Below are 26,579 nucleotides of genomic sequence, written 5' to 3'. Positions count from 1 at the left end.
TCAGCCCTTCATCGCGACACCGCGGCGCCAATACCCCATGAAGGCGACCTGCGAGCGTTCGACGCCCAATTCCTTCACGAGGTGACGGCGCAGCCCCGTGACGACCTTGCTCTCCCCCGCGATCCAGTAGTAGCGATCGCCGGGGGCAACGACGGAGGAGTTGACGTCCTCTCCCAGACGAGAGAATTCAGGTGTCTCCCAGACGAGTTCGTCGTCCGGTGCATCGATGCTGTCACCGGTGTCGGACACCGCGGTGTCCAGGTGAGCGAGAACGGCGGGCAGGAGACGTTCGCCGTGCTTCGCGGCGCCGTCGCGGGTGAGCCACTGGACGTCGACCCCCGCCGGAGCGGCGAACGGCAGAACGTCGGCGGCGGTCGGGACCTCGATGAACGCGACACCCCGCAGATCGGACGGTGCGTCTTCGAGGATCCTGGCGATCGCGGGCGCGGCGGTCTCGTCACCCGCGAGGAGAACGGATTCGGCATCACCGGGGTTGTACTCGATGCCACCGCCATCGGTGCGTCCGCGGCGCGGACCCATCAGGAGCACCTCGTCGCCGGGCTGTGCGCGGGACGCCCACGTCGCGGCCGGACCAGTCAGGCCCGGCTCGAGATGAAGGACGAAGTCGACGACGAGCCTGGTCGCTCCGCCGTCGTCGACTACCACGTCGCGGATCGAGTACGTGCGCATCGAACCGCGCTCCTCCTCGGGGACGTCCAGCCACTGCTGATACCAGTCGTCGCCGTCGGCGAGGTCGGGCAGCACCCCGGACACCGGCGGGAAGATGATCTTCATCCGCTGGTCGAACGTGTTGCCCGGGGTCGCCATCTGATCGACGTCGGCTCCGGTGAAGGTGATGCGCACGAAGTTCGGTGATACGGGTTCGACGACGTCGACTTCTGCGCGAGCGAGGACGAACGGGCTGGTGGTGTCAGCGGACATGGTGCCTTCCGATCGGCATGACGGCGGGTTTCCCCGAGACGGGGTCGGTGAGAATCTGACTCTTGAGCCCGAACACGTCGCTGACCAGTTCGGCCGTGACGACGTCTTCGGGTGTTCCGTTGGCGTGGATCCGGCCGGACTGCATCGCGATCAGCCGATCCGAGTACCGGGCCGCGAGGTTCAGGTCGTGCAGCACCAACACGATCGTGGTGCCACGCGCTTCGCGGAGGTCGGTGAGCAGGTCGAGGACTTCCACCTGGTGAGCGACGTCGAGGAACGTCGTCGGCTCGTCGAGCAGCAGAATGTCGGTCTCCTGCGCGAGCGCCATCGCGATCCACACTCGCTGTCGCTGGCCACCGGACAGTTCGTCGACCGACCTGTCGGCGAGGTCGGCGATTCCGGTCGCGTCGAGAGCGTCGGCGACCGCCTCGTAGTCGTGGGACGTCCACCGTGCCAGGGCCCGCTGGTGTGGGTGCCTGCCACGTCCGACCAGGTCGGCGACGGTGATGCCCTCGGGCGCGACGGGACTCTGCGGCAGCAGACCGAGCACCCGGGCGACGTCACGGGACCGCTGCGACGAGATGTCCTTGCCGTCGAGAATCACCTGGCCCGACGTCGGTCCGAGCAGGCGTGCGAGTGCCCGCAGGAGCGTCGACTTGCCGCAGCCGTTGGCGCCGACGATCGACGTGATCAGGCCGGGAGGCACTTCGAGATCCAGAGAGTCGACGATCACCCGATCGCCGTACGACAGCCGGATCTTCTCGGCGTTCAATGAGTGGTGAGCGGTCACAGAGTTCCTCCCGACCGGTTGACACGAATGAGCAGGTAGATCAGGAACGGGGCGCCGAGCACACCTGTCACGACGCCGACCGGGTAGCGGTGCGGGAGCGCAAACTGGCCGATGAGGTCGGCGGACATCACCAGGATCGCGCCGACGAGCCCGGACGGGACAAGCATCGACCCGCCGGCGCGAGTCATCAGTCGTGCGGCGATCGGTCCCGACATGAATGCGACGAACGAGATCGGCCCGGCTCCGGCCGTCGCGAACGCGAGCAGGATCACCGCGCCGAGGATGTACAGGAGTCGGGTGCGTTCGACGTGGACGCCGAGACCTGCAGAGGTGTCGTCACCGAGCGCGAGGGAGTTCATGTCCCGCGAGCGGTAGAGCATCAACGGTGCGACGACGGCGACGATCACGGCGAGCGGAATGACACGATCCCACGACGGTTCACCGAGACTGCCGGTCAACCAGCGCAGTGCCACCGCGATGTCCCACTCGGACGCGCGAGCCAGGGTGTACGACACGATGCTGGTGAGCATCGAGGCGAGGCCGATGCCGATCAGGATGAGGCGGGTGGCAGCGAAACCGCCGTTCATCGACAGACCGTAGACCGCCGCTGCGGCCGCGACCGCTCCGACGAGAGCGACCACCGACACCGAGGTGCCGGTGAGGCCGAAGACGACGATGCCGACGACAGCCGCCGCAGACGCGCCCCAGGAGATGCCGATGATGTCCGGAGAGGCGAGCGGATTGCGAAGCAGCGTCTGGAACGTCACACCGGCGAAACCGAATGCGAAACCAGACAACGCAGCGAGGCACACCCGCGGGAGCCTGAGCTCGCCGACGGTGAACGTCGCGCCGCGTACTTGCTCCCCGAACGTCACGCGGATCACCGTGTCCAGCGGGTAGAACTTCAGGCCCACCATGAGCGACACGAAGAAGAGGACCACACACAGTGCTGCGAGGACCGTGAGAATCGTGATCCGGCGGCGACTGCGAGACCTGCGGCCGGCGAGCACTGACTGGGTCGTCGTCGTCATAGCTCACGCACCTTCTGCCGACGGACGATCCAAATGAAGAACGGGGCGCCGATGATCGCTGTGACGACGCCTACGTCGACTTCTTCCGGCCGCGCGATCACTCGCCCCACCACATCGGACAACATGAGAAGCGACGCGCCGACGAGCGCGGTGAACGGCAGCAGCCAGCGATGATCGGTACCGATGATCGCGCGGCACGCGTGCGGAACGAGAAGCCCCACGAAACCGATCGGTCCGGCGATCGCGGTCGCCGCGCCCGCCAGGACCACTGCGGCGATGCCCGTGAGCAGTCGGGTACGAGCTACGTTCTCGCCGAGCCCGGTCGCCACATCGTCGCCGAGCGCGAGCGAGTTCATGCCTCGCGCACACGCGAACGTGATGAGCACGCCGATCCCCAGGACCGGGGCCAGAGCCCCGATCCGCTCCCAGTCGGCGCCGCCGACTCCACCGACCTGCCACCGCTGGAACTTCGACATGACGTCGACGCGAGGAAGCAGGACGGCACTGATCAGGCAGGTCACGGCAGCGGCGGTGGCCGCACCCGAGAGCGCCAGCTTGAGCGGGGTGGCTCCGCCGCGGCCCATCGAGCCGATCGCGTACACGAACACGGCGGTCAACGCCGCACCGATGATCGCAGCTCCAATGAAGGAGAACGGATCGGTGATCCCGAAGAAGACCAACCCGATCACCACGGCGAGTGATGCACCGCCCGATATCCCGAGGATCGCGGGGTCGGCGACCGGATTCCGAGTCACCGCCTGCATGCCGGCGCCGGACAGCGCGAGTGCCATACCCACCAGGATCGCCAGCACCGTGCGCGGAACTCGTTTGACGATCGCCGCCTCTCCGAACGTGTCCGCGGACCCGAAGAGCGCGTTGCCGATCTCATCGAACGACACCTCGCGATTGCCGAACGCGATCGACACGCAGAACAGCACCGCCAGGACGGCGAGCGCAACGATCAAGCACACGATCCGCCCGGTCACCCGGGTGCGTGTCACTTGAGTGACGCCGCCATCAGATCGAAGTACTGCGCGGCGCCCCACGGAATCGACAGCGGCGACGGGTTCGACGCCGCGGCGAGCGGAGTGGAGTCCTTCAGGATCGCGACGTGACCGGCCTTGATCGCGGGGATCTTGCCGAGCAGCGGGTCGGCCTGCAGACGAGCGAGAGTGCTGCCGTCTCCGTAGGTGATGATCAACCCGACGTCGTTGAACTGGTCAGCCTGCTCGGCACTGACATCGACGTAGAACTCCTTGGTGGTGGACGACGACGTCTCGACCGCAGTCGGGACCGGCAGTCCCGCGGTCTTCAGGAACTCAGCGCGCGGATCGTTCAGCGTGTAATACCCGATTTTGCTCAGATCGGTCGGATCGAGGTACGCGAACATCGTCTTCGTGGTCTTCAGAGCCGGATGCGCGGCGACGGCGGCATTCACCTGACCGGTGAGGTCGGCGATCAGCTTCTTTCCGTCGTCTTCACGGCCCATCGCCTTCGAGTTGAGGGCGATCGTCTCCTCCCACGTGGTGCCCCACGGGATCTTCGGGTAGGCGACAACGGGTGCGATCTTGCTCAGCTTGTCGTACTGGTCCTTGGTGATTCCCGAGTAGGCCGCCAGGATCACGTCCGGCTCGGTCGCCGCGACGGCTTCGTAGTCGGGGCCATCGGTCTCGTCGTACATCGCCGGAGTCTCGGCGCCGAGCTCTTTGAGCTTGTCCTCGACCCACGGCAGAACACCGTTGTTGTTGTCGTCGCCCCACGTGGCCTTGGCCATGCCGACGGGCACGACGCCGAGCGCAAGGGGAACCTCTTGGTTCGACCAGCCGACGGTCGCGATGCGATCGGCCGACTCCACCGTCGTCGAACCGAGCGCGTGGGTGACGGTGATCGGGAAGCCTTCACCGGAGGGTCCGGCGGTTCCGTCGTCCGACGAGGAACAGGCAGTGACTGTCGCCGCGAGCGCAGTTGCGGTCAGCAACGCGAGAAGTCTGGTCTTGCGCATGATTCGGGGGCCTTTCACAGAGGGAGAGCCACATCTTATCTTGGGTAGCCTGCCCTAACATATCAGCCGACCGGACGCTCCCCACAGAACACCGGTGTCGAACGCCCTACCCGCTGTATTGTCTAGCCGGACACACACCAAGTGTTCACCACGTCACAGGTGAGGAACGGGCGAGATCCGCATGATGAAATTCCTTCAGAACCTCGGCAAATCGATCATGCTGCCAGTTGCAGTACTGCCGGTTGCCGCGATACTTGTCGGTATATCCAACTGGATAATCGGCGCGAACGACGGTCAGGCGAATGTCGTCACGTCGTTCCTGCAGACGGCGGGGTTGGCGATCATCGCCAACATGCCGATTCTGTTCGCCGTCGGTGTATCCATCGGCATGGCGAAGAAGTCCGACGGCACGTCGGCCCTCGCGGGCCTGGTGTCCTGGCTGATCATCACCAGCCTGCTCGCGCCCACCTCGGTGATGACCCTGTTGAACTCGGGGTTCGCGGACTCCGAACTCAACCCCGATTCGAAACTCGGCGCGGGCCAGCAGGTGGCCGAGGTCGGCGGCAAGCTCGTCTTGCAGTCCCCCGACGTCAACGCGGCGTTCGCTCCCGGCTCGTTCCAGAACGCCTTCATCGGCATCCTCTGCGGTGTGATCGGCGCGCTCTGCTACAACCGCTTCAAAGACACCAAGCTCCCCGACGCACTGTCGTTCTTCTCGGGCCGCCGCTCGGTCGCGATCGTCACCGCGGGCGTCTCCCTGATCGTCGGACTGATCCTGCTGTTCGTCTGGCCGTTCGTGTACACAGGCCTGGTCAACTTCGGCGAATGGATCGTCGGACTCGGCGCGTTCGGCTCCGGCATCTACGGATTCTTCAACCGACTGCTCATCCCGTTCGGCCTGCACCACGCTCTGAACTCGGTGTTCTGGTTCGACGTCGCGGGCATCAACGACCTGTCGAACTTCGCGGCGGGCGACAAGGGCGACGGCGTCTTCGGCGTCACCGGCCAGTACATGACCGGCTTCTTCCCGATCATGATGTTCGGTCTGCCCGGCGCGGCTCTCGCGATGTACGTGACGGCGAAGACCAAGCGCAAGAAGATCGCCTACGGCATCCTGCTGTCGGGTGCGGTGGCGTCGTTCTTCGTCGGTGTGACCGAACCGCTCGAGTTCGCATTCATGTTCCTCGCGCCGTTCCTGTTCCTGATCCACGCCGTGTTCATGGGCATCTCGATGGCGATCAGCCAGCTGTTGCCGGTCCGCATGGGCTTCGGCTTCTCGGGCGGCTTCGTCGACCTCGTGCTCAACTGGACCAACCCCATGGCCGAGAATCCGTGGATCATCCTGATCATGGGCCCGATCTGGTTCCTGATCTACTTCTTCGTGTTCCGCTGGGTGATCCTCAAGTTCCAGCTCAAGACTCCCGGTCGTGAAGACGACGACGAGATGGGCGACGAGGACGGCGACTCGTCGGCGGGATTCGTCGGCACTGCAGCCAAGTTCATCGACGCGCTCGGCGGCAAGGCCAATATCACCGAGCTCGACAACTGCGCGACCCGCCTCCGCATGGAGATCGCCGACACCTCGGTCATCGACGAACCGGCGCTCAAGCGCGCAGGCGCAGCGGGAACCATCAAGCCGGGCGGCAATTCCGTTCAGGTGATCTACGGCCTCAACGTCCAGTTCGTGAAGGACGCGATGGAGAAGATCATGGCCGGGCAGATCGACGCGCCCGACGCCGCTGACGTCCCGGACGCCGTTCCGGACGCGACGGTCGACTCCAGCCCGGTCGCCACTCTCGAGAAGACCGCGACCGTGGCCCTCAAGCGTCCCCTGCAGGGGTACGCGATCGCCCTGTCGGAGGTACCCGACAAGACGTTCTCATCAGGCATGATGGGCCCGGGAGCCGCGATCGTCCCGACCTCGGGAGAGGTCACCGCCCCCGCCGACGCGACGGTTGTCACGGTGTTCCCGACCGGACACGCCATCGGACTCAAGCTGACCGACGGCACCGAGGTCCTCATCCACGTCGGCCTGGACACCGTGAAGATGAAGGGCGACGGCTTCGAACCACTGGTGAAGGCGGGCGACACCGTCACCGAAGGGCAGGCACTGCTCAACGTCGACCTCGCGAAGATCGAAGCCGCCGGCTATCCGACGGTGACGCCCGTCGTGGTGATGAACGACAAGTCGGCGGTTGTCGAACTGCTTTGATTCGCTACCGTTGACCCCATGTACGTGAAGGTCTGCGGACTCACCGATCCCGACACCGTCGACGTCGCCGTCGAAGCCGGCGCCGACGCCGTCGGGGTGGTGATGAATCGGACGAGTTCACGTGCCGTGGACACCGAGACTGCCCGCTCGATCATCGATCGAGCGGGCAGTCTGCTGGATACAGTCCTCGTCGTCAACGACATGCCCGCCACGGACGCCGCCCGCGTAGCGTCCGACCTCGGATTCACGGTTCTACAGCTGCACGGTGCCTACACGCGGGCCGACTTCGACGCCGCCGCCGCGATCTTTCCCCACCTCTGGCGTGCGACGTCGCTCGCCGACGATCCTCCACTAGAGGTCGGGGCCTACGGCGAGGCCGCACTGCTGCTGGACGCCCCGAAGCCGGGCTCGGGCGAGACCTGGGACCTGACCGTCCTCACCGACCGCGGCGTCTCAGGGTCATGGCTGCTCGCAGGCGGGCTGACCCCCGACAACGTCGCCGCGGCAATCAACCAGTCCCACCCGTGGGGAGTCGACACCTCCAGCGGCGTCGAGGCCTCGCCCGGCGTCAAAGACCACACCAAGGTCCGCGCGTTCATCGCCGCCGCTAAGGCTGCTTCGTAGAATCCGCCCCTATACGGCACGTTGCTCCCTATATCCGGCAATGAGCCTCATACAGCCTATTTTTACGAAACCTCCCGAATGACTTAGCCCTGAGGCAGGCTGTACCCGTGGACTTGGGGGTGTTCAGGCGGGGGAAGCTGCTCGACCGGATGCCGCGCGCAGCCGTGGACCGCGCGATCGCCGACGGTTCATTAACGCAGATCAGGCACGGCTGGCTAGCGACGCCCACCGCACACCCCGACGCCGTTCGCGCGGTGCAGGCCGGTGGAGTCCTCACCTGCTCGTCGGCGCTACGCCTACACGGAGTTTGGACGCCTCCGACGACGAAGTTCCACGTCCGAGGCATCGGCCGAGCACGTATGCATCCAACGTGGTGCAGGCAGCATGGCGGCCAACCGCCCGCCGACGACGCCGTCGATGACCTCCCCACAGCGCTCAGACACGCAGCTCACTGCTTGCCGTCGGAGGATTTCATCGTCATCTGCGATTCCGTCCTCAACCGACGACTGATGGCTCCGTCCGAATTGGAGGCGGAGTTCGGCAGTGCCCCTCGATCGGTTCATCGCGCTCTGGCGGCCGTCGACGGCCGCGCAGAGTCCGGCACCGAGACGATGGTCCGACTGCGTCTACGTGCCCCCAACCGTAGGATCCGACCGCAGGTCCAGATTCCGGGAGTCGGGCGCGTCGACCTGGTGGTCGGGCGGTCCATGATCATCGAGGTCGACGGAGCCGAGTACCACGTCGATCCGTCACAGTTCGAGAAGGACCGTCTACGCGACCTCACCGCGTGGACGCTCGGGTATCGACCGATCCGGCTCACCTACCAGCAGGTCGTGTACCAGTGGGACGACATCGGACCGCTCCTCATGGAGATCATCCGACGCGGCGACCATCTCAGGCCGCTCATCGCGTCTTGACAAGACGGGCACCCCGCCGTCGAGATGTCCGCGATCGTGCCTTCGATTGCGTCTGAGGTATCATCTAACGCGAAATAAGCGATCGCTTATTTCTAGAGTGCCAGAAAGGAGTCGCGATGTCATCCAAGTCTGAGCTGACGCGCCAGCGGCTCCTCGACGGCGCGATGGCGTCGTTCGCCGATCATGGTTTCCACGGGACGAGCACCCGGCACATCGCAGCGGCGGCGGGCATGAGCCCGGCGGCGGTGTACGTGCACTACTCGTCGAAAGAGGAACTGCTCTACGAGATCAGCCGAAAAGGCCACCGCGAGCTGCTTGAGATCGTGCAGGCCGCGGTCGCCCTCGACGCCGACGCGACGACGCGGTTACGGACCCTGGTCCGGGACTTCATCGTCTACCACGCGCAGAATCACGCGAGCTCACGCGTGGTGAACTACGAGTTCACCCGCCTCGAACCCGACCATCTCACCGAGATCGTCGAGATGCGAGTCGGAATCGACGTCGCGATCACGGCGGTCCTCGACGCGGGAGTCGCAGAGGGCGCGTTCACGATCGGCGACATCCCCATGACCACCACCGCGGTCGCCTCCCTGGCCGTCGACGTGTCGCGGTGGTTCCGCGACGGTCGATCCTGGAGCCCGCAAGCGGTCGGCGACTACTTCGCCGACCTCTCCCTGCGCATGGTGGGCGCAGCCTGACCCGACATCAGTTCCAGTCGACACAATGAAGGAGGCGGCGATGCGCCGCGAGATCTACAACGAAGACCACGATGCGTTCCGCGAGACTGTTCGCGCATTCATCGAGACCCAGATCGTGCCCGTGTACGACGAGTGGCTCGAGAACGGCATCGTCCCGCGCGACTTCTACCTCAAGGTGGGCGAGCTCGGCCTCTTCGGCATCGAGGTCCCGGAGGAGTACGGCGGCGCAGGCATCGACTCGTACAAGTTCGAGGCCGTCGTCACCGAGGAGATGGCGCGCGCCGGCGTCAGCCTCGGCGGCAGCGCAGCGCACATCCCGCTGTGCCTCCCCTACCTGCTCAAGCACGCGAACGAAGAGCAGAAGCAGCGTTGGCTCCCCGGTATGGCGTCCGGTGAGACGATGTTCGCCATCGCCATGACCGAGCCGGGCACCGGTTCGGACCTCGCGGGCATGCGCACCACTGCCAAGCTCACCGAGGACGGCACCCACTACGTCCTGAACGGCGCGAAGACCTTCATCACCGGCGGCGTCAACGCCGATCGCGTGATCGTCTGCGCCCGCACCTCGGCTCCGAGCGAGTCCGACCGCCGTTTCGGCATCACGCTGCTCGTGGTCGACACCAAGACCAAGGGCTTCGAGATCGGCCGCAAGCTCGACAAGCTGGGCCTGCGCACCTCGGACACCGCCGAGCTGTCGTTCACCGACGTGCTGGTTCCGGTCGAGGACCTCCTCGGCGAGGAGAACCAGGGCTTCTACTACCTGGGCCAGCATCTTCCCCGCGAGCGCCTGTCGATCGCCGTCGGCGCGTACGCGCAGGCAGTGGCGGCGATCCGCTTCGCGAAGGACTACACGCTCGAGCGCAACGTCTTCGGCAAGCCGGTCGCAGCATTCCAGAACACCAAGTTCGAGCTCGCCGCATGCCAGGCGCAGGCCGACGCGATGGAGGCTGTCGTCGACCGCGCTCTGGAGGCGTACGACCGCAAGGAGCTGTCAGCAGCGGACGCCGCTTCGGCCAAGCTGTTCTGCACCGAGGCCGCGGCCGACATCATCGATCGCTGCCTCCAACTGCACGGCGGCTACGGCTACATGAACGAGTACCCGATCGCTCGCCTGTACGCGGACAACCGCGTCAACCGCATCTACGGCGGCACGAGCGAGGTCATGCGCTCGATCATCGCCAAGAACATGGGCCTGTAACCACAGGTCACCAGCCCGAGAGAGCGGCCGCGGCCGCTTTCGGGCAGACTCGGAGGGCGTGAGCCACCGACTACCGGACCCAGATCCGCAGCCGGAGGTCTCACGCCCTCCTCTTGCGTCTGCCACGCACGAGCACCATCACCACCATTCGCACGGTGGGGACATCCCGGGGACCCTCACTCGGTTCGCCAAACCGGCCGTCATCGTCGTCCTCGCCGCGGCGGCCGTGTTCGTGTCCGTTGGCGTGTTCCTGACGTGGCCGTCGAACGCCTCTCACCCGATCCCGATGCAGTACAAGTCGTCGGACGGCGGGCCACTCCAGGTGTACGAGGCCGATGTCGTCGCGCAGACTCGCACCGACTGCTCGATGATCGACGCAGGCGTCCCGACAGCCGATTTCCCGCAGATTCCGACAACCGGCGGTCCGTGCATCGCGACCGTGCTGGCACTGAAGTCGGGCCCTGACGAAGGCCGGTACACGGTCTTGTCGATTCCGACGAACAAAGCCCAGGCAGGCACTGGACCCGACTCCGCGAATATGTCCGTCGGCGCACCCGACGACCCGCAGCCCGGTCAACCCCGTCTCGCGGTCGACGACTCGATCAAAGTCAGCGCGATGCCCGATCAGAGCGCCGAATCGTCGACGGCCTCGGTGCGCTACGCGTTCTACGACTTCGCTCGCGGCACCCCGCTGATCTTCTGGGCGATCGCCTTCGTGCTCGCAGTCGTGGTCGTCGCCACCTGGCGCGGCCTTCGCGCCATCATCGGCCTGGCGATAGCATTCGCGGTCCTCGGTTTCTTCACGCTGCCGTCGATCCTGGACGGCAACGACGTGGTGATCGTCGCGATCGTGTCCGCGGCGGCCATTCTGTTCGCCGTTCTCTACCTCGCCCACGGCGTCAACCTGCGCACCAGTGCGGCGCTGGTCGGAACTCTGCTGTCGCTGGTCGTCGCCGGCCTGTTGAGCAATGCCGCGATCTCGACCCTGTCACTCACCGGACTGTCGGCGTCGTCGACGACGAACCTGCAGATGTATCAGGGCACGATCTCGCTCCAAGGTCTGCTGCTCGCGGGCTTTGTGATCGGCACCCTGGGCGTGTTGAACGACGTCACGATCACCCAGGCGTCGGCCACCTTCGAGCTGGCCGCGATGCCGAATCAGACACGACTCGGCGCATTCCGCGCAGCGATGCGCGTCGGGCGCGACCACATCGCGAGCACCGTGTACACGCTCGTGTTCGCCTACGCGGGCAGTGCACTCCCACTGCTCCTGTTGTTCTCCGTGGCGGGCCAGCCGGTGTCGTCACTGTTGAGTTCGGAGGAGGTCGCCATCGAACTCGCACGCGCCTTCGTCGGCGGCATCGCACTCGCGCTGTCGGTTCCGCTGACCACCGCGGTGGCCGCGGCCCTGGTGGTCCCGGGAGGGAAGGCGACGGACGTCACGCCCGTCTGAGGTTGCGGCGAAACTGTTAGTGACTAACAATCGTTAGCATGTCATCGATTCTCTTCCGCCTCGGGCGGTTCTCCTTCCGGCACAAGTGGTGGGTGATCGTCGCGTGGATCGCCGCGCTCGTGATCACCGGCTCGCTCGTCAACGCCATGCAGCCGAAGTTCTCCAAGGACTTCGAATTGCCTGGCACCGACGGCGGCACCGCCATGACGCAGTTGGAGGAGTACTTCCCCGCTGCCAACAAGGCGCAGTCCCAGGCCTCGACGACGGTCGTCATCGGCGCCAAGGACGGCCTCGCCGCCCACACCGCCGAGATCGACAAGCTCGTCACCGGCCTGCAGGCACTCCCCAAGGCAAACAAGGACGCCATCGTCAACCCGGTGACCGCGGCAGCCGCGGCTCCACAGATGGCGTCGGCGGTTCTCGGTGACCAGGGCCGCGTCGGCCTGATCACCGTCCCGCAGGGCATCGAGTTGATGGACGTCAAACTCGAATCGAAGACAGAACTTCTCGACGTCCTCGAGAAACACCGTGTGAACGGCCTGCAGGTCGAGGCCACCGGCGGCGTGATGGCCGCACAGGAGGAGCCGGGCAAGGCCGAGATGATCGGTTTTGCAATCGCCTTCGTCATCATGATCGTCGCGTTCGGCGCACTGATCGCCGCGTTCATCCCGCTCGTCACCGGCCTCGTCGGCGTCGGCCTGACCATGATGCTAGTGACCCTGTCCGCCGAGTGGATCTCGGTGAACCAGGCCGCGACCGGCATCATCACCATGCTCGGCATCGCCGTCTCCATCGACTACGCGCTGTTCATCGTGTCCCGCTACCGGTCGGAGATCAATCGCGGCGGCAGTCGCGAAGACGCCGCAGGCAGAGCGGTCGGCACCGCGGGCACGGCGGTGGTCTTCGCCGGCCTGACGGTGGTCATCGCCGTCGCCGCCCTCATGGTGATCGGCCTGCCGTTCATCACCCAGATGGGTCTGGGTGCGGCCCTCGCGATCATCGTCGCCGTCCTGGCCGCCCTGACGTTCATTCCGGCGCTGCTCGGCGCGTTCGGCCGCTTCGCGTTCAGTCCCCGCATCCCGTGGCTGCGCCACGGCGATGCCGACGAGTCGACCGAGACGTTCGGCGTGAAGTTCGGCTCGATGGTCGTCAAGCGTCCCGTCGTGTTCATCGTTGCCGGCCTCGCGATCCTGATCGCCGCCGCCCTGCCCATCAAGGGCATGCAGATCGGCATGGACACCACCACCGACGACGAGGTGGCCGCTCAGGAACTCGTCGCCAAGGGCTTCGGCGAAGGTGTCGCTGGACCGCTGATCGCTGTCCTGCACACCGATTCCGGCACCATCGACAAGGCCGCGACCACTGCCGTCAGCGAGATCGCGAAACTCCCGGGCGTCGCCTCGCCGGACGCCCTGATGTGGATGGGCAACGGCACCACTGATCCGAAGAACCCGAATGTCGGCGCGAACTCGGCGATCATCCAGATCGTTCCGAAGACCGCACCGTCGGCCCCGGAGACCCACGACCTCGTGGAGGACATCCGCGGCATCTCCAGCGACATCGAGAAGCAGGGCGCGTCGATCCACGTCGGCGGTCAAACGGCCATCATGTCCGACCTGTCGGCCAAGCTCGACAAAGCCCTCATCCCCTACCTCGTGGTGGTGGTCGGACTCGCGTTCCTGATCATGATCGGCGTGTTCCGTTCCCTGTGGGTGCCGTTGATCGGCACCGTCGGCTTCCTGTTCTCGGTGCTCGCCACCTTCGGCATCACCACGTGGATCTTCACCGACGGCGCACTCGGCATGATCGATCACACCAAGCCGATCATCGCGTTCCTGCCGATCTTCCTGATCGGTGTGGTCTTCGGTCTCGCGATGGACTACCAGGTGTTCCTGGTCACCCGCATGCGTGAGGAGTACATGCACGGGATGTCCGCGAAGGAGGCCATCGTCGCCGGTTACCGTCACGGTTCCCGCGTCGTCACCTCGGCCGCGATCATCATGATCAGCGTGTTCGCCGCGTTCATGCTGGCACCGGACACCACCGCGAAGATGATGGGCTTCGCCCTTGCGATCGCAGTGTTCTTCGACGCCTTCATCATCCGCATGATCGTCGTCCCGGCCGTGATCTCCCTCCTCGGCGACCGTGCCTGGGGTCTGCCGAAGTGGCTCGACAAGCTTGTCGTCGACTTCGACATCGAAGGCAGCAAGGTGCGCGACCGCGGTGTCGGCGAGACCACCGAGCCGCTGGTGGCCGACGCAGAGGCGCTCGAGGCGAAGTAGCCATGTCGACCGAGAGCTCCACCCAGACCGCGGCCCCGGGGAACACCCCGGGGCCGCGGCCCGGTCTACGGGAACGCAACAAGGCGCGCACCCGGAACGCGATTCGCACCGCCGCTATGGACCTGTTCGAAAGGCAGGGATACACCGCCACCACGGTGGCGCAGATCGCCGACGCGGCCGACGTCTCGCACACCACCTTCTTCCGATACTTCCAGAGCAAGGAACAGGTGGTCCTGAAAGACGACCTGGACAACGAACGCCGGGCGGCGATGCTCCGCGGAATCGAGCCGGGGCTCAGCCGCTTCGACCTGCTTCGCCGCATGGTGTCGGACATGTTCGCGATCGCCGCCGAGGACGAGTGGGCGTCGAACATGGCTCGCTACCACTTGATCCAGAACGAACCGACCCTGTTCGCGGCGCATCAAGCCGAGGCGGACGAGGTGATCACCGAGACCACCGGATTCATCGCCGACTATCTCGGGGTGAAGCCGGACGACCTGCGTCTGCGCGTGTTCATCGCCGCGGTTGTCGGAGTGCTGTTCCACGTGGTCGACAACAGCGGCAACGGCGAGATCCCGACACTCGAGGAGTGCATCGAGGCGATCGACCTCCTCGAAGCGGGTCTGCCGGTCTGATCAGCCACTCGCCCGATTAGTCTGTTCGGCATGAGCACCGCAGCCGATCGTTCCGGCACCGAACTCGGCCCGTACCGCCTCGTCCGACTCATCGGTCGAGGCGGTATGGGCGAGGTGTACGAGGCCGTCGACACGGTCAAAGACCGGACGGTCGCTCTGAAGCTCCTGCCGCCCCATCTCGCCGACGACGAGCAGTTCCGTGCCCGGTTCCTGCGCGAATCGCAGACGGTCGCACGGCTCAACGATCCCCACGTCATCCCGATCCACGACTTCGGCGAGATCGACGGGCTGCTGTATCTCGACATGCGCATCGTCGACGGCCGCGACCTGCGGAGTCTCATCAAGGACGCACCGCTGCCCGCCGAGCGGGCGGTGGCTCTCATCGCGCAGATCGCGGGCGCGCTCGACGCGGCACACGCGTCCGGACTTCTGCATCGCGACGTGAAGCCGGAGAACATCCTCGTCGACGCCAACGACTTCGCGTATCTCGTCGACTTCGGGATCGCGCAGTCGGCCGGCGCCACACGCTTCACCGCGACCGGATCGGCGATCGGATCGTTCGCGTACATGGCGCCGGAGCGGTTCGCCGACGACGTTGCGCTCACTCCCGCCGGCGACGTCTATTCGCTGGCGTGTGTGCTGTTCGAGTCGGTCATGGGTGGTCCGCCGTACCCGTCGACCAGCTATGAGAAGATCATCACCGGCCACTTGACCAGGCCCGTCCCACCAACCGGCACTGTCCTCGACCCGGTGATCGCAGCGGGCACGGCAAAAGACCCGACCCAGCGGATCGCCACGTGCGGCGCGTTCGCCGCCGCCGCGAAAGATGCACTCGCGGGCCGTCACACGCCGACTCTGGTCGCACCCGTTCGTGCGCCGCACCCCGCCCCGGCGATGCCGTACCAACCGATGATGCATCCCAACGCACAACCTGCTCCGGCGTCGAACAGCGGTCGTGTGGCTCTCATCGCCACTGCTGTCGCAGCAGTCGCACTGCTCGCGGGCGCCGGCGCGGTCTGGGTGGCCATGAAGAACTCAGACACGGATCCGGTTGCGGCCTCGCCGACGAGTGTCGCGGTGTCCACGACGACCATCTCGGCATCCACGCCGACAGCGACCGCCACCACGGTCACCGAGACCGCCATTCGTCCGACAACGGCCCGCGACCGGAACGATCTCGGACTGTCGACACCGATCACTGTCCCCGAATGCAATGGGCAGAGCATTCTGATCGTGTTCAATGCGACCACTCCCGGCCGGTACGAGGAGCAGGTCGGCGCGGCACTCGCCGCGAATCCGGGCGCGGAGTACCTGCGCACCGACAATTCCTGTTCGTCGATGCGCCAGGCGTACGACGACGGAAGCCCCATCTACGCGGTCTACTACGAGGGTTCATCGGTGGCCGCCACCTGCGCGAAGAAGGCCTCGATCGGCGGCGAGGTGTATGCCCGCTACCTCGACGACACGACTCCGGTGGGCACCGAGATCTGCTGAACCACGGCACAATAGAGCCATGTGGGGCGTCATCGGCCAGTACTGGTGGCTCGTGTTCGTGTTCGGCGGATCGATCGGCGGCGCGATTCGGGCCGTCTCCGCGTGGAACGAACGGCGTGCTCAACGCAGCCTCGAGCGGTATCGCATCAAACAGGAGACGAGCGTCGCCCGAGCGGAGGCGGAGAGTCGAGGGCGGATCGACGCCGCCTCGGTGCAGCGGGAGCTCGCGTCCGCGGTCGCCGATCACAACGCCACCGACGAACGGTGGTTCACCCATGAAACCGATCTCGCGACCCTTCTCGACTACCCGATGCTCGTCGACCTTCGCGAGCCGCTGACGGAGAAGTTTCATCGCGCCCGAAGTCGTGCCGAACTCCTCCGGCCGTCTGCGGACGACGCCGCCGATCCGGCCGCCGTCCGGTCCTACCGCGACGCCGTGCACGACTACACGACGTCCCTCGACCTGGCCGAACAGGAGGCCAAACGCCGTCGACGTTCGGATTTCAGTCCGGTGGAGCAGGAACGGCTGTCCCGGGCCCAGCGGTTGCTGGCACTGGCGATGGACGACGGCGCGTCACCGCAGGAACGCCGCCAGGCGTACGAACGGGCCCGCACCGAGTTGGACGGCCTGATCAACCTGCCTGCCGCGGGGACCTCGGCGTTGGAGATCAGGGTCCGCGCAGCGTTGGAGTCGGGCCCCGCCGACTAGGGCGCGAACGTTGGCGGCGTTTCCCGTCCCAGCTCTGAGAAACGCCGCCAACGTGAGTCAGTGGTAGGCGGCGAGTTGCTGAGCCGCGATCGAGTGCAGTTTCTCGATGCCGAGGTTCAAGTCGACGAGGTGCGAATCGAACAGCGGCAGTTCGTTGAAATGCTGCGGGATCACCGGTGTTGCGTGCAGGCGGTGGAATCCGTTCGGGTTCACACAGTTCACCTTCCACCGACCGGGCCCGGTGGTCCAGGTCGACTTCGACGTCGGCAGGGTCCCCGGGAACGTCGAGACGTTCATCAGGAATGCGATCATGCTCGCCGCATACGGACGGCTGGGCACTGTGGCGGCGGCCGGGCTGTAGTCGCCGCTGAGCTTGTCCGGATCGGTGCACGCGACCTGGAAAGCCGGACCGGTGGGCAGGTTCATCGGGCTGCTGAGCGCATCGAGACTGCTGTTGCCGAACAACGACGGGAGGCCGACCAGTTCGGTGGAGTAGGCGACCACACAGCCGGTCTGCGCACGGCGGGTGCAGACGGGAGTGTTCCGGAAGTCACCTCCGGTGGTCTTCCCCCTCGCCGTCATCACGTTGCCGCCCATCAGGAAGGCGCCGACCATTTTGCGGCGCAACTCCGGCTTCGGGTCGATCTCCTCGCGGATCAGCTTGCGCAGCATCATGGTCCCCTGCGAGTGTCCGATGAAGATCACCGGTCGTCCCTTGTTGTCGTCGCGGAGGTACTTCTGCCACGCGCGCTTCACGTCGCCGTACGACGTGTTGGGGATGTCGCGGTTGCCGACCCAGGACGCCATCATCGCCGGGCTGAGACCCCACAGGGTCATCTGGCGGTAGACCGGCGCGTACACGCGGCACAGGTCGTTGAACGACGCTGCTTGGAAACGAGCGATCGACTGGACCGACGGGACGGCCTTCTTGTCGGCCAGCAGGGACGGCTGGTCGGTCACGGTCGGATAGACGTAGAAGCAGTCGGCCTTCTTCGCCGATTCCGGCGTCACGGTGGCCGGATGAGTCTTCCGTGTGAGGAGGTCCGTGCGATCGTTCTTCAGATCACAGGGGTCAAGGGCCCCCGGGCGACACAACCACTGCACCGCGGGCGCGGCGGACGCCGGCGGCGGCGGAACCACGAGCAGACCGGCCACGACGGCGACAGCCGCCACGAGTACGAAGAATGGTCCGTTACGACGAAATGGCATGAATATCCCTCTCCAGGCATGCGATCTGTGACATTCGACCCCTAGACACTGTCACAGTGATCTGACTCATGAGTAGGGTGCGGCCATGTCTCTGCCTCGCAGCATCGCCGCGCTCATCGTCACCGTCGGCGCCGTCGTGTCGTCCACCCTGGTCGTCGCACCGCAGGCGGCCGCCGCTCCCGCCGACCCTCTCGCGGTGAGTGCGCTGCACACACGCGGCACCTCGATCGTCGACGCAGCAGGTCGCGTGGTGCTGAATCACGGTGTGAACAACGTCGACAAGGAGGCGCCGTACCTCAAGGCCGGCGACGGATTCACCGTCACCGCGGCCGACGCCGCGAAACTCGCCGGGTACGGATTCAACTCCGTGCGCCTCGGCGTCTCGTTCGACGCCCTGATGCCGACGAAGGGCAACGTCGACGAGGACTACATCGGGCGCGTGACCGCCGTGGTCGACATGCTCGCCGATCACGGCATCCGCACGCTTCTCGACAATCACCAGGACGGAATGTCGTCGCCGTGGGGCGGCAATGGGTTCCCCGCGTGGGCCGTGAAGTCACGCCCGTTGCCCGGTGAGCCGAACCCCGGCTTTCCGCTGTACTACCTGATGCCCAGCATGAACGCCGCGTGGGACGAGGTGTGGACCAACCGCAACGGAATCGTCGACCACCTGGGCACCGCACTCAAGGCACTCGCCGCGGGGCTCAAGGGCCACGCGGGAGTGATGGGCATCGAACTTCTCAACGAGCCGTGGCCGGGCACAGCGGCTCTGACCTGCTTCCCGATCGGCTGCCCGCTGTTCGACGTGCAGTATCAGAACACGATGTCGAAGCTCACCCGGTATGTGCGTCAGGGCGACCCGACGGTTCCGGTCTACTGGGAGCCGAACGTCACCTGGAATCAGATGATGCCGTCGTACATGGGTCTCAAGCGCATCAAGGACCGCAACGTGGTGATCGCACCCCACGACTACTGCATCCCGTCGCAGCTCGCGATCTACCTCGGGCTGCCGGCGGGACTGCGCTCACTGTGCTCGGCGCAACAGGGCCTCACGTGGACGCATGTCGACGAGGTGTTCCGCCGCACCGGCAAACCCGTGGTGATCACCGAGTTCGGCGACGTCGACTCGACGGTGCTGAGCCAGACTCTCGATCGTGCAGACAAGCGGTTCGTCGGCTGGACGTACTGGCACTACACGAGCGGTCAGTCGCTGTCCGGAGTCGCCCGCCAACTGGTTCGCACATACCCGCAGGCCACCGCGGGACGTCCCGGCGCAATGACGTTCGACACGTCGACCGGCGCGTTCTCGTTCACCTACCGTCCCAACTCGGCGATCAGCGCTCCCACGGTCATCTACCCGTCATCGGTGCACTACCCGAACGGATACAACGTCCAGGTGACCGGCGGACAGTACACGACGGCGTCCGACGGTCGTCTCCACGTGTCCGCAGACGGCTCCGGACCGGTCTCCGTGTCGGTCACCGCGAAGTGATGCTCATCCCTTTTCACGGCCAGTTCTGGCCCTCATGCGGGACAGTGCGTTGCCGTTCACTTTCACCGGTTACCATCCAGTCGTGCTGGAAGATCTGAACAAGAAGGCGAAGAAGGCCGGACTCCATGTGGCCGTCGCGAAGAAGGCTGACCTGTACAGCATTCGGAAGGTGAAGAACGGCAAGCTCATCGCGAAGAACATCGACGCCGACGAGGTTCTGCAGATCGTCAAGAAGTACAAGTAGCGTGTCTGCGCCGGGGCTGGTCTCGTCCGTGTTGCACACCGCGGTCGACGCCATGCTGAATCCGCCGCGCAGCCTCTCCGACTTTCGACGCATCATCGACGGCCCGGTCGACCTGACGGGGAAGACCATCGTCGTGACCGGCGCGTCGTCTGGGATCGGTGAAGCCGCAGCGCATCTGCTGGCTTCGCGTGGAGCGACCATCGTTGCCGTCGCCCGCAATCTTGAAGCACTCCAAGTCACGTGTGATGCGATAGTGGCGGCCCACGGCTCGGCGCACGCGATGACGGCCGATCTCTCAGACCCGGACGACGCCCGCAGGCTCGCGGCCGACGTGCTCGATCGGTTCGGTCCGCCGGACGTGGTGATCAACAACGCCGGTCGGTCCATCCGTCGCAGCACCCTGGACACCGTCGACCGGTTCCACGATTACGAGCGCACCATGGCGCTCAACTACTTCGGGCCTGTCGCCCTGATCCTCGGGCTGCTGCCCGCGATGGTCGACGCCGGCCGCGGTCAGATCGTCAACGTAGTCACGTGGGGCGTCACTGCGGGCGCGATGCCCAAGTTCGCGGCCTATCACGCATCGAAGGCCGCACTCGCGGCCTTCGGGCGGTCGTTGGACGGCGAGTGCGAGGGCACCGGAGTTGTCGTCACCAATGCGGGTTTCCCGTTGGTGCGGACACCGATGATCGCGCCGACTGCATCGTATGACGACGCCCCCGCTCTCACGTCCGAGCAGGCCGCCCAGTGGCTGCTGAGAGCCGTCGAGCAGCGGCCGGCCGAGTTGTATCCGCGTTATGCGGTCGTCTTACGGGCAGTCGGCGTGTTCTCCCCGCGCACTGTCAACCGCCTGATCGGCCGCTCCGGCATCTGACTCGCTGAGCGTCTACGAATGCGCGACGATCCAGTCCGTGACGGTGGTGATCACTTCGTCGCGTTCAGGTTCGTTGAATATCTCGTGGTACAGCCCCGGAAGGATCGTGACCGTGAGGTCGCTGCTCCCCGCGTGCCGTTCGACGATCCGGCTGCCTTCCGGGTTGGCGAGGACGTCGTCGCCGCCGTGCAGGACGAGCGTCGGCATGGTGAGAGTCGGGAGGCGGTCGGGGAACGTCGCCATCGCACCGATGAGCGCTCCGCCCAAACCGGCGGGGATCTTGCCGTGCCAGACGAGCGGGTCGGCTTCGTAGGCGGCGACGACTTCCGGATCGCGGCTGACCGCTGACGCAGACAAGGCTGCCGACGGCAGCCAGGGCGCGATCTTGCCGAGGATCGGCGCGAGCTTGATCAGCGGAGCGGGCAGATCGGCTCCGGGCACGATCGCCGGTCCGGACAGGATCAGTCCGTCGAGCATCTCCGGGTGATCGAGAGCGTACGACAGCGCGATGGCGCCGCCCATGCTGTGGCCGATCAGGAAACGCGGCCTGCGGTCGGAGGCGGCCACTCCGATCACACTGTGCAGGTCGGCGATGAAGTCGCTGAAGTCGGTGACGCCCAAGCGTTTTCCGGTGGAGCGTCCGTGCCCTGCGTGATCCGGGATCACCGCGACATAGCCCCGGTCGGTGATCGCTCGCGCGACGTGGTGGTACCGACCTGCGTGTTCGCCGAGTCCGTGGGCGATGACAACGACGCCCACCGGCTCGATGTCGGGCCGGTGGACGTCGTAGACGATGGTGTTGTCGTGGCGACCGGTGATCGACGCTGTCGAAGTCTGCATCAGAGCAGAGTAGCGCCGATCACACTGTCGTTCCCCTCGGGGTCATTCCTCCTTGGTTCCGCCGATGGCGAGCTTTCCGTTCTCGAACAGCAGCGGGTACAGCAGCCCGCCGATGAGTCCGCCGATCAGCGGTGCGACCCAGAACACCCACAACTGTCCGGGGGCGCCGTTGCCGTTGAAGAATGCGACGGCTGTCGATCGGGCCGGGTTCACCGAGGTGTTGGAGATCGGGATCGAGATGAGGTGGATGAGCGTCAGCGACAGGCCGATCGCCAACGGTCCGAAGCCCTTCGGCGCGCGGCCGTCGGTAGCACCGAGGATCACGATCAGGAAGAACGCCGTGAGAATCACTTCGGCGAGGATCACCGCGCCGAGGGCGTAACCGTTGGGCGAGTGCTCCCCGTAGCCGTTCGCCGCCATATTGCCTTCGGCGGTGAAGCCGTCTTGCCCCTTGGCGATCACGAGCAGCGCCAGGCCGGCGAGCAGACCCCCGACCACTTGCGAGACCCAGTATCCCGGCAGTTCACGCCACGGAAGGCGACCGCTGACTGCGGCGCCGAGCGTGACGGCGGGATTGAAATGCCCGCCCGAGATGTGTCCGACGGCGTATGCCATCGTCACGACAGTGAGACCGAAGGCCAGTGCCACACCGAGGAATCCGATGCCGAGCTGAATGCTCGAACTCGTCGCCTCATCGGCGGCGACGACTTTGGCGGCGAAGATCGCACTGCCGCAGCCGCCGAAGACCAGCCAGAAGGTTCCGAACAATTCCGCCAGCCATTTGGCCGGCGTCGAGATGGTGTCGCTCATACGTGCTCCTTCTCTCCTTGATCACCGGCCGGCCCCGTGCTCAGTCGGTGTGAATGATGCCCAGCCGTTCGGCGACAGCCCGACCTGCGGACTCCACCATCCCGATGGGACGCAATGCGGTCTCGGCGATGACGACGACGCTCTCGACGCGGCTCACGACCGCTTCGAGGCGCGCGACGACGCTCGCCATCCGTGTGACCGTCTCGTCGACGCGGACCAGGGTGGTCCCGAACTTGTCGAGGGTTACCTCGAGCTTCTCGAGGGTCCCGTCGAGATCGGCAGTCGTCTTGCCCAAGCCCGTCAACACCGGGCCCATCTCGCTGAGGAGGTCTTCGACCTGGTTGACCGTCTGGTCGGCGTTGAGCGCCGCCTGCGCGAGCTTGCGAAGGCGTTGCCGGTCCGCGCCAGTGCGCTCGGAGTCCGCCGAGGACTTGATGGCCATGGGTCTCAGTATGACCGGTTCTTCAGCGATCGCTGACTCGGTTCGGACACAAGTCCGCATCACTCGGGAATGAATCCCCCACGGCGGTGGTTGATTCGGCCAGATCGTTCAAATTTTAAGGAAATGGAGAACGTCATGCCCGCAGTCACCGCAGACACCCTGACTCTGCCCCGCATCTCCGCCGCCACCATCGAGCAGACCGAGCGCCCAGTGCGGTCGGTCACCACCGGCCCGCGCGGCCACGAGGGTGAGGGCTTCCCCGTCGTCCGCGCATTCGCAGGCGTCTCGCAAGCCGCGCTCGACCCGTTCATCCACATGGATCAGATGGGCGAAGTCGAGTACCAGCCCGGCGAGCCCCGCGGCACCGACTGGCATCCGCACCGCGGATTCGAGACGGTGACGTACATGATCGACGGTCGGTTCCAGCACCAGGACTCGGCGGGAGGCGGCGGACTGATCGAGAACGGCGCCACTCAATGGATGACGGCCGGTGCAGGTGTCCTGCACATCGAGACGCCGCCGGTTGAGCTCGTCGAATCCGGCGGAACGTTCCACGGCATCCAGTTGTGGGTGAATCTCCCGGCGACCGACAAGTTCATCGCTCCGCGCTATCAGAACCTCGAGGGCGGCCAGGTGCTCCTGCTGTCGTCGCCCGACGGAGGCAGCCTCGTCCGCGTGATCGCGGGCGACCTCGACGGTCATGTCGGTCCCGGAGCGACCCACACGCCGATCACCTTCGCCCACGCGACCATCGCCCCCGGAGCCGAACTGTCCACGCCGTGGCAGCCGGACTTCAATGCACTCGTGTATGTGCTGTCCGGCCGGGGCACCGTCGGCGCGGAGCGGCGACCTGTAGAAGGCGGCCAACTCGTGGTACTCGGCGCGGGCGACCGGATCACCGTCGCCGCCGATGCAGGGCAGGACTCGAACCGCCCCGCTCTGGAGGTACTGCTGCTCGGTGGACAGCCCATCCGCGAGCCCGTCGCGCAGTACGGACCGTTCGTCATGAACACCCGACAGCAGGTCATCGAGGCCATGGAAGACTTCCAGGCCGGCCGACTCGGTGTGGTTCCGCCGAACGCACTGCGCCCGCACCGGGTCCGATGAGCAACGCCTGGCGGCTGTTCATCGAGAACAGTGCGCGGCTGCAAACCGAGCTCGACGAGCGGCTCCGCGCCCGGAACAACATGACACTGAGCGACTATCACGTGCTCCTTCTGCTGTCGGAGGCCCCGGACCGCAGACTCCGGATGCGTGACCTCTCCCAGCGCATGGTGTTCTCCGCGTCGCGTCTGTCGTACCAGGTCCGGATCCTCGCCGACCGCGGCTGGCTGTGCCGCGAACCCGTCCCCGGCGATCGACGGGGCAGTTACGCCTGTCTCACCGACGCAGGAGTCGCCGCCTTCACCGCGGCGGCCCGTCGTCATTCCGCCGACGTCGACGAACTCTTCCACTCCGCCCTCTCCGACGACGACGAAGCCGCACTCGCTCGAGTGATGCGGCTCGTCGCCGACGCATCGACGAAAGACGACCTGACATGACCATGACCGTCATCAACGCCGCCGACCGCCTGCATTGGGCCAACGAGTGGCTCACGTCCCGACAGTCGTTCCCCGGCACCGGGAACTACGATCTGTTCGGCAACGCGCACGGTGTGCTCGTCATGCACAACGACGACATCGTCGACCCGGGCGAAGGGCTGGACGCCCATCATCACCAGAACATGGAGATCCTCACCTGGGTGCTCGACGGAGGTGTAACTCATCGTGATTCGCTCGGTCACGAGGTCACCCTGGGTCCCGGAGTGTTGGGACGGATGACCGCCGGAACCGGCATCACCCACTCGGAGAAGAACGCGTCGTCACGTGCACAGCGCGAGCCGCTGCGGGTGATCCAGATGTGGGTAGCGCCCCACACCGACGGACTGGAACCGAGCCATTCCGAGCATGACGTGGCCGATGCCGTCGACGCCGGGAAGCCAGTTCTGGTCGCCTCCGGCCGGCCCGCCCACGCGGACCTCGGCGTGGCGCGCATCAACAATCGATACGCCGCACTGTGGGTCGCCCGACCACTCCTCGACGCAGTCGTGACCCTCCCCGGCGCGCCTTACGGCCACCTGTTCGTCGCTCGCGGCGCGGCAACCGTCGAGGTGGACGGCGAGACCCGTGAACTCGCCGAAGGCGACGCCGCTCGTCTCGTCGACTCGGGCGACGTTGTCGTCCGTTCGGGTTCGGGCGACCGCCCGGAGATCCTGTACTGGGAGATGCACGCGACCTTCGATCTCGTGCGACCCTAGTAGGCATGAGTCCCAACGGCATCACCGACCGTCTGACCGCATCCGTGACCGACTTGATGGGCCGCGCCCGCGAGGATCTCAGCACCCTCGTCGGTTTCCCCTCGGTGCATCTCGATTCGTCGAAGGCCGACGCCAGTCGCGCCAGTGCGGAGTGGGTGGCCGCAGCGTTCGCCGAACTGGGCTTCAGCGCCGAGGTCATCGTGACCAGTGACGGCTCCCCCGCCGTCGTCGGCCACCGACCGGGCCCTGAAGGATCACCGACAGTGGCGCTCTACAGCCATCACGACGTGCAGCCGGCCGGCGACGATGCGCTGTGGTCGTCGCCGCCGTTCGAGTTGACCGAGCGCGACGGCCGCTGGTTCGGCCGTGGCTCCGCCGACTGCAAGGGCAACGTCGTCGCGCACCTGACGGCGCTGCGAGCGGCGGGCGACGACCTCGCATGCAATGTCCGGATCATCATCGAGGGCTCGGAGGAGGCGGGCGGCGAGGGCCTCGACGACCTCGTCAAGACTCGCCCCGAACTGTTCGCCGCCGACCTGATCCTCATCGGCGACGCGGGCAACGTCGCCGCCGGACTTCCGACGCTCACGACCAGCCTCCGAGGGGTCGTGAATGTGAAACTCACGGTGTCGGCGTTGGAGACGGCGATTCACTCGGGTGCTGCGGGCGGTCCGACACCGGACGCGATGGCCGCACTCGTCGCGGGTCTCGCGTCACTGCGCAACGACCGCGGCGACACGACCATCGACGGCGTCCCCAACGATCAGACGTGGGAGGGTGTCGTCTACTCCGACGAGCAGTTCCGCAAGGACGTCGGCGCGCTGCCCGGCACCGAGATCCTCGGCAGCGGAACGCCCGCCGAAATGGCGTGGGCGAGGCCTGCCGTCACCGTCATCGGGGTGGACGCGCCGTCGACCGCCGAGTGCGCTGCGGCGATCATTCCGCAGGCGTCGGCCATGCTGAATCTGCGCATCCCACCGGGTATGGAGCCGCAGCCCGTCTACGACGCACTCGTCGCGCATCTGAAGTCGCACATCCCGTGGGGTGTGCGGGTGGACGTGGAGCCGGACGCCTTCGGACGCCCGTTCCGGGCCCATACCGACGGTCCCGGCTATCAGGCGCTCACCGACGCGATGAAGACCGCGTACGGCGTCGACGGCATCTTCTATGCAGGCCAGGGCGGTTCGATCCCGCTGTGCACCGTCCTCGCGGAGGCTCACCCCGACGCGGAGATCGCCCTGCTCGGCGTCGAGGAGCCGCTGTGCCACATCCATGCACCCGACGAGTCCGTCGATCCCGCCGAGATCACGCGCACCGCGCTCACTGAGGCGCTGCTGTTGACTTCGTTCACGGGCTGACCACGCGGTCGTCGGTCGGTCCGGTTC

General features: G+C 66.0%; 26 protein-coding genes. 17 read left to right on the top strand and 9 right to left on the bottom strand.

Annotated elements, in window-relative coordinates; genetic code table 11:
* From JVX90_RS03405 to JVX90_RS03385, 5 genes are read right to left on the bottom strand one after another with little or no spacing between them, the layout of a single operon-like run.
* Positions 1–942, bottom strand: coding sequence for a siderophore-interacting protein (locus JVX90_RS03405; protein ID WP_205331053.1), 942 nt, complete (start codon positions 940–942; stop codon positions 1–3).
* Positions 932–1,732, bottom strand: coding sequence for an ABC transporter ATP-binding protein (locus JVX90_RS03400; RefSeq protein WP_205331052.1), 801 nt, complete (start codon positions 1,730–1,732; stop codon positions 932–934). Before JVX90_RS03400 ends, JVX90_RS03405 begins: the two co-directional genes overlap by 11 nt.
* Positions 1,729–2,763, bottom strand: a complete 1,035-nt coding sequence (locus tag JVX90_RS03395; RefSeq protein WP_205331051.1) for an iron ABC transporter permease — start codon at positions 2,761–2,763, stop codon at positions 1,729–1,731. The genes JVX90_RS03400 and JVX90_RS03395 overlap by 4 nt, the downstream gene beginning before the upstream one ends.
* Complete coding sequence (locus JVX90_RS03390; protein WP_205331050.1) at positions 2,760–3,764, bottom strand: iron ABC transporter permease; 1,005 nt, start codon at positions 3,762–3,764, stop codon at positions 2,760–2,762. Before JVX90_RS03390 ends, JVX90_RS03395 begins: the two co-directional genes overlap by 4 nt.
* Positions 3,761–4,765 carry an iron-siderophore ABC transporter substrate-binding protein gene (locus JVX90_RS03385; RefSeq protein WP_205331049.1) on the bottom strand — a complete coding sequence of 335 codons (1,005 nt, stop codon included), beginning with the start codon at positions 4,763–4,765 and terminating at the stop codon, positions 3,761–3,763. The genes JVX90_RS03390 and JVX90_RS03385 overlap by 4 nt, the downstream gene beginning before the upstream one ends.
* Before the next feature lie 181 nt (positions 4,766–4,946).
* Between JVX90_RS03385 and nagE the strand changes: the two genes are divergently transcribed.
* The 10 genes from nagE to JVX90_RS03335 all read left to right on the top strand — a co-directional run bounded on the left by nagE (position 4,947) and on the right by JVX90_RS03335 (position 16,987).
* On the top strand, positions 4,947–6,977 hold the full coding sequence (gene nagE, locus JVX90_RS03380) for an N-acetylglucosamine-specific PTS transporter subunit IIBC (protein WP_205331048.1): 2,031 nt from the start codon (positions 4,947–4,949) through the stop codon (positions 6,975–6,977).
* An 18-nt stretch (positions 6,978–6,995) separates the two neighbouring features.
* Positions 6,996–7,601, top strand: coding sequence for a phosphoribosylanthranilate isomerase (locus tag JVX90_RS03375; RefSeq protein WP_205331047.1), 606 nt, complete (start codon positions 6,996–6,998; stop codon positions 7,599–7,601).
* Between the two features lie 107 nt (positions 7,602–7,708).
* Positions 7,709–8,518: an endonuclease domain-containing protein gene (locus tag JVX90_RS03370; protein ID WP_240194044.1), complete on the top strand. Its 810-nt coding sequence runs from the start codon at positions 7,709–7,711 to the stop codon at positions 8,516–8,518.
* 116 nt (positions 8,519–8,634) lie between these two features.
* Positions 8,635–9,216: a TetR family transcriptional regulator gene (locus tag JVX90_RS03365; RefSeq protein ID WP_205331046.1), complete on the top strand. Its 582-nt coding sequence runs from the start codon at positions 8,635–8,637 to the stop codon at positions 9,214–9,216.
* Positions 9,217–9,256: 40 nt separating this feature from the next.
* Positions 9,257–10,414, top strand: coding sequence for an acyl-CoA dehydrogenase family protein (locus tag JVX90_RS03360; protein WP_205331045.1), 1,158 nt, complete (start codon positions 9,257–9,259; stop codon positions 10,412–10,414).
* Between the two features lie 58 nt (positions 10,415–10,472).
* A complete protein-coding gene (locus JVX90_RS03355; RefSeq protein ID WP_205331044.1) occupies positions 10,473–11,867 on the top strand; it encodes a YibE/F family protein in 1,395 nt (464 codons plus the stop codon).
* A 38-nt stretch (positions 11,868–11,905) separates the two neighbouring features.
* The gene (locus JVX90_RS03350) at positions 11,906–14,149 is read left to right on the top strand and encodes an MMPL family transporter (protein ID WP_205331043.1); all 2,244 of its coding nucleotides are present in this window, start codon (positions 11,906–11,908) and stop codon (positions 14,147–14,149) included.
* A gap of 2 nt (positions 14,150–14,151) precedes the next feature.
* A complete protein-coding gene (locus JVX90_RS03345; RefSeq protein ID WP_205331042.1) occupies positions 14,152–14,784 on the top strand; it encodes a TetR family transcriptional regulator in 633 nt (210 codons plus the stop codon).
* A 30-nt stretch (positions 14,785–14,814) separates the two neighbouring features.
* On the top strand, positions 14,815–16,278 hold the full coding sequence (locus tag JVX90_RS03340) for a serine/threonine-protein kinase (protein WP_205331041.1): 1,464 nt from the start codon (positions 14,815–14,817) through the stop codon (positions 16,276–16,278).
* Between the two features lie 19 nt (positions 16,279–16,297).
* On the top strand, positions 16,298–16,987 hold the full coding sequence (locus tag JVX90_RS03335) for a hypothetical protein (RefSeq protein WP_205331040.1): 690 nt from the start codon (positions 16,298–16,300) through the stop codon (positions 16,985–16,987).
* A 57-nt stretch (positions 16,988–17,044) separates the two neighbouring features.
* On the opposite strand, the gene JVX90_RS03330 is transcribed toward JVX90_RS03335, so the two are convergent.
* Positions 17,045–18,196, bottom strand: a complete 1,152-nt coding sequence (locus JVX90_RS03330; protein WP_205331039.1) for a DUF3089 domain-containing protein — start codon at positions 18,194–18,196, stop codon at positions 17,045–17,047.
* An 85-nt stretch (positions 18,197–18,281) separates the two neighbouring features.
* On the opposite strand from JVX90_RS03330, the gene JVX90_RS03325 reads away from it, so the two are divergent.
* The 3 genes from JVX90_RS03325 to JVX90_RS03315 all read left to right on the top strand — a co-directional run bounded on the left by JVX90_RS03325 (position 18,282) and on the right by JVX90_RS03315 (position 20,806).
* A complete protein-coding gene (locus JVX90_RS03325) occupies positions 18,282–19,688 on the top strand; it encodes a cellulase family glycosylhydrolase (protein WP_205331038.1) in 1,407 nt (468 codons plus the stop codon).
* Between the two features lie 82 nt (positions 19,689–19,770).
* Positions 19,771–19,932, top strand: coding sequence for a hypothetical protein (locus tag JVX90_RS03320; RefSeq protein ID WP_205331037.1), 162 nt, complete (start codon positions 19,771–19,773; stop codon positions 19,930–19,932).
* 52 nt (positions 19,933–19,984) lie between these two features.
* Positions 19,985–20,806, top strand: a complete 822-nt coding sequence (locus JVX90_RS03315) for an SDR family NAD(P)-dependent oxidoreductase (protein ID WP_205332253.1) — start codon at positions 19,985–19,987, stop codon at positions 20,804–20,806.
* A 12-nt stretch (positions 20,807–20,818) separates the two neighbouring features.
* Here the strand turns inward: JVX90_RS03315 and JVX90_RS03310 are convergent, their stop codons facing one another.
* The 3 genes from JVX90_RS03310 to JVX90_RS03300 are packed head-to-tail and all read right to left on the bottom strand — an operon-like array spanning position 20,819 to position 22,898.
* Complete coding sequence (locus JVX90_RS03310; protein WP_205331036.1) at positions 20,819–21,646, bottom strand: alpha/beta hydrolase; 828 nt, start codon at positions 21,644–21,646, stop codon at positions 20,819–20,821.
* A gap of 42 nt (positions 21,647–21,688) precedes the next feature.
* On the bottom strand, positions 21,689–22,456 hold the full coding sequence (gene aqpZ / locus JVX90_RS03305) for an aquaporin Z (RefSeq protein WP_205331035.1): 768 nt from the start codon (positions 22,454–22,456) through the stop codon (positions 21,689–21,691).
* A gap of 40 nt (positions 22,457–22,496) precedes the next feature.
* Positions 22,497–22,898: a hypothetical protein gene (locus tag JVX90_RS03300; protein ID WP_205331034.1), complete on the bottom strand. Its 402-nt coding sequence runs from the start codon at positions 22,896–22,898 to the stop codon at positions 22,497–22,499.
* Positions 22,899–23,033: 135 nt separating this feature from the next.
* On the opposite strand from JVX90_RS03300, the gene JVX90_RS03295 reads away from it, so the two are divergent.
* From JVX90_RS03295 to JVX90_RS03280, 4 genes are read left to right on the top strand one after another with little or no spacing between them, the layout of a single operon-like run.
* The gene (locus JVX90_RS03295; RefSeq protein ID WP_205331033.1) at positions 23,034–24,005 is read left to right on the top strand and encodes a pirin family protein; all 972 of its coding nucleotides are present in this window, start codon (positions 23,034–23,036) and stop codon (positions 24,003–24,005) included.
* Positions 24,002–24,439, top strand: coding sequence for a MarR family transcriptional regulator (locus JVX90_RS03290; RefSeq protein WP_205331032.1), 438 nt, complete (start codon positions 24,002–24,004; stop codon positions 24,437–24,439). Before JVX90_RS03295 ends, JVX90_RS03290 begins: the two co-directional genes overlap by 4 nt.
* A complete protein-coding gene (locus JVX90_RS03285) occupies positions 24,436–25,194 on the top strand; it encodes a pirin family protein (RefSeq protein WP_205331031.1) in 759 nt (252 codons plus the stop codon). Before JVX90_RS03290 ends, JVX90_RS03285 begins: the two co-directional genes overlap by 4 nt.
* Positions 25,195–25,199: 5 nt before the next feature.
* Entirely contained in the window at positions 25,200–26,552 is a 1,353-nt protein-coding gene (locus JVX90_RS03280; protein WP_205331030.1) for a dipeptidase, read from the top strand.
* The last annotated feature ends 27 nt before the right edge of the window (positions 26,553–26,579 follow it).

This window comes from Gordonia sp. PDNC005 (genome assembly GCF_016919385.1).
Lineage (GTDB): Bacteria > Actinomycetota > Actinomycetes > Mycobacteriales > Mycobacteriaceae > Gordonia.
The sequence above is the reverse complement of the archived record's forward strand: the minus strand, read 5'-3'. Positions and strand labels throughout refer to the sequence as shown.